Below are 6,207 nucleotides of genomic sequence, written 5' to 3'. Positions count from 1 at the left end.
CACTATACTCTTGATACTCTCTCCCGCCCACCGGAAAAATCCGCTGACCCCAAAATCACAGCCACAATATAAACAGACATTATGAAATGAGTCAAAAAAAATCCCCGCCATCCTTTACGGTGACGGGGATTTTATCGTATAATAAAAATGATTTTGCTTTACAGCGAAAATTATTTTGCTTCCTGAGACTCAACTTCCTGAGCGGGAACTTCTGTAGAAACAGTCTCTGCCACTGGAGCTTCTTCTGCTTTCTCTGCTTGGGGAGCGTTCTCGGCTACAACCTTTACAGGCACCTCAACGGCCACTTCCTTATGGAAATGAACAGTAGCGATATAGTCGCCAACAGTCTTGATATCGCGCATTACAATAATCTTGCGGTCTATCTCATGTCCTAACTTCTTCAATTCCTCTGCTACATGAGCGGCATTTACAGAGCCGTAAGTCACACCTGTCGCACTTACCTTGGCGGTAATCACGAGAGCCACATCCTTAATTGCTTCCGCTTTTTTCTCGGCTTCCGCTTTCAAAGCTGCGATCTTGTGAGCCTGCTGTCTGAGGTTTTCAGCAAGAACTTTCTTTGCAGATGCCGAAGCGATGATAGCCTTGCCAGTGGGGATAAGGTAGTTACGACCGTATCCTGGCTTTACATCCACGATATCGTTCTTGAATCCAAGTCCGATTATATCTTCTTTTAATATTAATTCCATTCTGTCTCCTCCTTATTATTTCATCAAGTCAGTTACATAAGGCAGCAAAGCTATCTGACGTGCACGCTTTATAGCCTGAGCCACACGACGCTGATACTTCAAAGAAGTACCTGTGATACGACGGGGAAGAATCTTACCCTGCTCGTTAAGAAATTTCTTCAGGAATTCAGGATCCTTATAGTCGATATACTTTATACCGCTCTTCTTGAAACGGCAATACTTCTTTTTCTTTGTGTCCACTGAGGGCGGAGTCAAATATCTGATTTCTGATTCTTGTGCCATTGCTTATGCCTCCTCTTTTTTACCTGTTTTGTTTCTTCTCTTCTCAGCATACTGTGCAGCATACTTATCGAGTTTTACCGTCATGTAACGGATCACTTTCTCATCGCGGCGATAGGCCACATCAAGAGTCTTGATTACTGTCGGCTCTGCCTTGAACTCCACCAAGCAATAGAAGCCGGTAGATTTCTTCTGAATAGCATAAGCCATCTTCTTCAAACCCCAAGCCTCCTCGTTCAAGATTTCCGCACCGTTGTCGGTGAGAACCTTCTTGAATTTAGCGACCGTTTCCTTCATCTGTTCATCAGACAAAACGGGAGTCAAAATGAAAACGGTTTCGTATTGATTCATACTGTTTAAATAAAAAAAATTAAATGTTAATTTGCAAAATTGCGGTGCAAAGTTACTAAATATTATTGAATAACAAGCACCTGATTACGAATTATTTTATTATTTTTGCCGCTAAATTCGGCTTTTTACATGAATAAATATATAAAACATGCAGGTATAGTGCTTTTGTCGGCAGGTGTTTTATTACTCACCGTAAAAGATAAAGTCTTTTCGTCAGACGACAATGGAATACTTTTGGCGGCATTGTCACTAATAGCGGCAGGTATAATAATACATGTAGCGTTCATGAAAAACGGCAGCAAATACTGAAAATCTGCCGCTAAACGGAATACATAGAAAATGCCGCAGGTCAGACAAGCTTACCTGCGGCATTGCATTTTATCTATTCTATCGGCTTAAATGAAGCTGCATCCCGCTTACTCTTCCGGAGTAATCAATTTATAACCCTTGCCGTGAATGTTTATGATTTCTATCTGATCATCGTCTTTCAAGTGCTTGCGCAGTTTGGTGATATACACATCCATTGAGCGTGCGTTGAAATAATTGTCATCGATCCAGATAGTCTTCAAAGCGAAATCGCGTTGCAAAATCTCATTGGCATGGCTGCAAAGAAGCGCAAGCAGTTCGTTCTCCTTGGTTGTCAGCTTTGTCTGCTTGTCACCGATACACAGCAATTGCTTCTGTGTGTCGAACGTGAATCGGCCGATGTGATATACCGAGCTTTCCTTGTTCTTCTTTCCACGCACACGACGTAGAATAGCCTCTATACGGAACACCAGTTCTTCCATAGAGAACGGTTTTGTTATATAGTCATCCGCACCTATCTTAAATCCCTCGAGAATATCCTCTTTCAGTGTCTTGGCTGTAAGGAATATTATCGGTATCTCGGCATTGGCCGAACGTATCTCCTGCGCCAGCGTGAAACCGTCTTTCTTAGGCATCATCACGTCAAGCACGCAAATATCAAACTTGCTCTTCAAGAATGCCTTGTATCCGGCCTCTCCGTCGGGACACAACTCTGCCGAGTAGCCCTTTGCAGCCAAATACTCACGAAGCAACATTCCCAAGTTCTCATCGTCTTCACAAAGAAGAATCTTCAAATTTTCATCCATAATCATAAAATTTTTAATGGTTTGATGATAATATTATTTTTCTCTCATTTATCGTTTTTTATTATCGGAAGCGATATTACAAACGTTGTACCGTTGCCATACTCGCTTTCAACCGAAATCTCTCCCTGATGCATGTCCACCATCTTTTTCACATAGGCCAGACCAAGGCCGAATCCCTTGACGTCATGCCTGTTTCCGGTGTGGACCCTATAAAACTTATCGAATATCTTTTTCAGATTATCCCGTTTTATTCCGATACCGGTATCCCGAACCGACAGGTAAAGGCGGTTGGTGTCGTTCCATGTCTTTAGATATATGTCGAGCGGCCTGTTGGGGTCACAATACTTCACGGCATTGTCCATCAGGTTGAAGATCACGTTCTGGAAGTGCATCTCATCCACGTATATGGTCGAGTAGACCGCTTCTATCTGTGTATATATCTTACCTCCGGTATGCTCCACACGCAGAGAGAATGAGTGGGCAGCGCTCTCCACCAGCTCGTTCAGGTCGAGTTCCTTCTTTTTGAGTACCGCCTTCTTGCGCTCGAACATCGACATCTGCAACACCTTTTCGACAAGAAACCTCAGACGCTTCGACTCGTCGTTAATCACTCCTCCCAAATGTTTGAGCATCCTCGGACTCTTCGATATGCTTTCGTCGTTCAGCATCTGCGCCGCGAGCGAAATGCTCGCTATCGGTGTCTTCAATTCATGCGTCATATTGTTTATAAAGTCGTTCTTTATCTCCGAATAGCGCTTCTGGCGGAAAGTGAGCACTATCGTGAGCACAAACGTTATCAAAAGTACCCCCGTGAAGACTATCGAAGGTATCATGAACCTCACACTCGAAAATATATAGTTGTTTATTCCGGGGAAGTGTATTGTCACAAGTCCCATGTTAGACGAGGGGTCATTGCGGAAAAGCACGTGCGAATAGCTGTTTTCCTTGCCTTCGTCCGTATAGTCGAGACAACGGTATATCTCGCGCCCGTCCGACATAGAGACCGTAAAATGATAAGGTATGCTTATTCCGTTGTTGAGCAGCTCGGTTCTAATGTCACGGTCGAGCAACTTGAAGTTCACACGCTCTTTCAGCGAACGCTCGCTTGCCGTGTACAATATATTATATACCACCTCATCGAGCAGTGCCTTCTGGTACACATACCTGTTTCTGACAACTTCACGCAACGATTCCGACACGGCGAAATGCTCGTCTTTTTCTGGTCGCAATATCATCGCTTTAGGAACAGACGATGGACTTGTCGCTATCGTCTTCAACTGAAACGAAGGATATACGGCACCGGTCTTGCCTGTCAGTGTATACTGCCGGGGCGGAACCACCGAACCGGCCTTGCCGCTACGACTCAGCCTTGCCGAATCGCGACGGAATGTTCTGCGCTCAGTATCATTGACATCCCGCTCAAGAAAACGCAGCGTCTCTGTGAGTTCCAGATTTCGCGATGCCTGATACAGACTGCGATTTACAGACTCATCAAACTGCTCCTTCTTCATCTTTGCCATATCCTCTATATATGACAGTTGCATGAAGAGTAGTCCGAGGAACGAAAATCCCATCACTATCGCTATTGTCCATATCGTTGATTTCTTCATGTTGGCAAAGGTATATGTTTTTATCGCAAGTCAAAATATTTTAGTTAAAACATTTCTTTAATTTTTATCTTATTAACCCAAAAACAGCATTTTAATTATAAATAATAAACTAAAACCAGTTAAAAACACTTGTTTTTATTTATCAAAAAAATCCTTAGCCATACCGGAAAGACAAGTTCTTAGCTGTGTATTCCATATAAAGACATGAGCAAATACACGTAACTAAATAAAAACGGTTGTCATGAATAATATTTACAAAAAGCCTTTTATATTTCAATCATTTAAAATTAAAAGAAACGACGGCCTGAAATATCTCCGTATTTTCTATCCCCACACAACAATCTGAATATCAACACTATACATCAAAAGCATTTACGTCACTGTCATATTTGAATTCTCCGGCATGAGCCATTTTTGCATTTAGATGCCCGTTGCCCTGCATTTAGCCGCCCGTTGGATTGCAACGGGCGGCTAAACGGCGTGCAATCACCTGCCAAACACTCTCCAACGGGTATCCCGTTGCAGGTAAAATCATCTTCCCGGCACAATGTGACAACCACGATATCGTATCGCATATCGCAATGTATATACAGTTGATTTTCTATTTCACAAAAATTGAAAGCACGTTTTTTATGATATTATCATTACACAATCAAGGCGTCCACACCGCCACTTTACCTCCAGACACAAGGAACATGCCGTTACCGTCGGCATCGATAGTAACTTCTTCCGTCCGGTTTCCTGTAACTTCACGCCATACCTCTCCGGCATGCTGTACTCCCACATTCATCAGCTTCTCGCCATCCTCTCCGTTAGATATCAGCAACGCAAGGCCTGAGCCAGGTTTATCCTCCACTCCCTGGCGAGTGATACCGATCGTACACGGATAATCAAAATAATCAGTCTGCATGCCATGTGCACACCTCCTGCGCACCGACAGCAGTGCGTCTATCACCTCCCTATGTGGCGACGCGTTTCCTGACATTCCGTAATAGTCGCCATAGAATACACACGGATAGCCGTTTTCCATCAACAATATCAGGGCGTATGCCGAAGGCTTGAACCAATCATCTATACAGGATTCCAACGAACTGCCCGGTTGCGAGTCATGATTATCGACAAATGTCACCGCCAGCTCCGGATGACGAGACACGAGAGTGCCGTCGAGAAGGGTGCGCAAATCATAGTCAGCCCCCTCTTTCGAGGCCTTGCACATATTATAATGCAGGCATACGTCGAAAAGATCTATTCCATATCCTACATTGGCCAAATAACCTTCCAACGTGTCTATATCGTCTATCCAATATTCTCCGACGGCATAGAAGTCTTTTCCACACTCGGCTCTCACGGCTTCGAGAAACCGCTTCACAAACCTGTCGTTCATGTGTTTCACGGCATCAAGACGCATTCCGTCAAGTTTCATCTCCTTTGTCACCCATACTCCCCAACGGTTCAACTCGGCTATAACATCGGGATGGTCAAGATCGATATCTGAAAACATAAGATAATCATAATTTCCGTTTTCGCAATCCACTCCGACGCTCCACGCCTTGCCGTAACTAACAATCTGGTATATTCCCGTCTTTTTATCCCGCTCGTTATAGTCGGTACCGGAAAAATGGAACCAATGCCATTTAAAGCCGGAATACTGTTCACCTCGTCCAGGAAAATCAAATCCGGTCCAACAGTCTATTTCATACGGCTCGCAAAGCGGCTGGTCACGGTCGTCGGGATCAACAAGGCGGGCCATGCAGGTTTCCACGCGATCGGCTCCCGCCTTATGGTTCATCACCGCATCCAGATATACGGATATGCCGCATTCATGCAAAGCGTCTATCATCTCTCTCATTTCCTCCTTCGTACCGTATTTCGTGCGCACTGTCCCTTTCTGGTCGAACTCTCCCAGGTCATACAGGTCGTAAGTACCGTAACCCACGTCTTCGCTTCCGCAGCCCTTGTATGCCGGCGGTATCCATACAGCGGTAACTCCTATGTCATGCAAATGACGGGCATCTTCTTTCAACTGTTTCCACAATTCTCCGTTGTCCGGCAAATTCCATTCGAAATATTGCATCATTACTCCATTTTTCATAGTACATTGATTTTAATATGTTACACATTATTATATAATACACAAGGGAATGTCCC

7 protein-coding genes are annotated in these 6,207 nt (G+C 44.1%); 1 reads left to right on the top strand and 6 read right to left on the bottom strand.

From position 1 onward, the window contains the following. Nucleotides 1-170 precede the first annotated feature (170 nt). The 3 genes from rplI to rpsF are packed head-to-tail and all read right to left on the bottom strand — an operon-like array spanning nt 171 to nt 1,337. Nucleotides 171-707 carry a 50S ribosomal protein L9 gene (rplI, locus tag MoGM_RS03440; protein WP_104368784.1) on the bottom strand — a complete coding sequence of 179 codons (537 nt, stop codon included), beginning with the start codon at nt 705-707 and terminating at the stop codon, nt 171-173. A gap of 15 nt (nt 708-722) precedes the next feature. Beyond that, on the bottom strand, nt 723-989 hold the full coding sequence (gene rpsR, locus MoGM_RS03435; protein WP_104368783.1) for a 30S ribosomal protein S18: 267 nt from the start codon (nt 987-989) through the stop codon (nt 723-725). A 3-nt stretch (nt 990-992) separates the two neighbouring features. Next, nucleotides 993-1,337, bottom strand: a complete 345-nt coding sequence (gene rpsF, locus MoGM_RS03430) for a 30S ribosomal protein S6 (protein ID WP_104368782.1) — start codon at nt 1,335-1,337, stop codon at nt 993-995. Between the two features lie 129 nt (nt 1,338-1,466). Here rpsF and MoGM_RS03425 point away from each other — a divergent pair, with 129 nt between their 5' ends. Then, entirely contained in the window at nt 1,467-1,646 is a 180-nt protein-coding gene (locus tag MoGM_RS03425; RefSeq protein WP_104368781.1) for a hypothetical protein, read from the top strand. 107 nt (nt 1,647-1,753) lie between these two features. On the opposite strand, the gene MoGM_RS03420 is transcribed toward MoGM_RS03425, so the two are convergent. The 3 genes from MoGM_RS03420 to MoGM_RS03410 all read right to left on the bottom strand — a co-directional run bounded on the left by MoGM_RS03420 (nt 1,754) and on the right by MoGM_RS03410 (nt 6,151). Next, nucleotides 1,754-2,449: a response regulator transcription factor gene (locus tag MoGM_RS03420; RefSeq protein ID WP_104368780.1), complete on the bottom strand. Its 696-nt coding sequence runs from the start codon at nt 2,447-2,449 to the stop codon at nt 1,754-1,756. Nucleotides 2,450-2,493: 44 nt separating this feature from the next. Beyond that, entirely contained in the window at nt 2,494-4,059 is a 1,566-nt protein-coding gene (locus MoGM_RS03415; protein ID WP_104368779.1) for a sensor histidine kinase KdpD, read from the bottom strand. Nucleotides 4,060-4,711: 652 nt separating this feature from the next. Further along, on the bottom strand, nt 4,712-6,151 hold the full coding sequence (locus MoGM_RS03410; protein WP_104368778.1) for an alpha-amylase: 1,440 nt from the start codon (nt 6,149-6,151) through the stop codon (nt 4,712-4,714). Nucleotides 6,152-6,207: the final 56 nt, after the last annotated feature.

Origin of the sequence: Prevotella sp. MGM1 (assembly GCF_002933775.1) — a bacterium.
Taxonomy (GTDB): Bacteria; Bacteroidota; Bacteroidia; order Bacteroidales; family Bacteroidaceae; genus Prevotella.
Note: the sequence above shows the minus strand (reverse complement) of the source record. Positions and strands in the feature narration are given on the sequence as shown.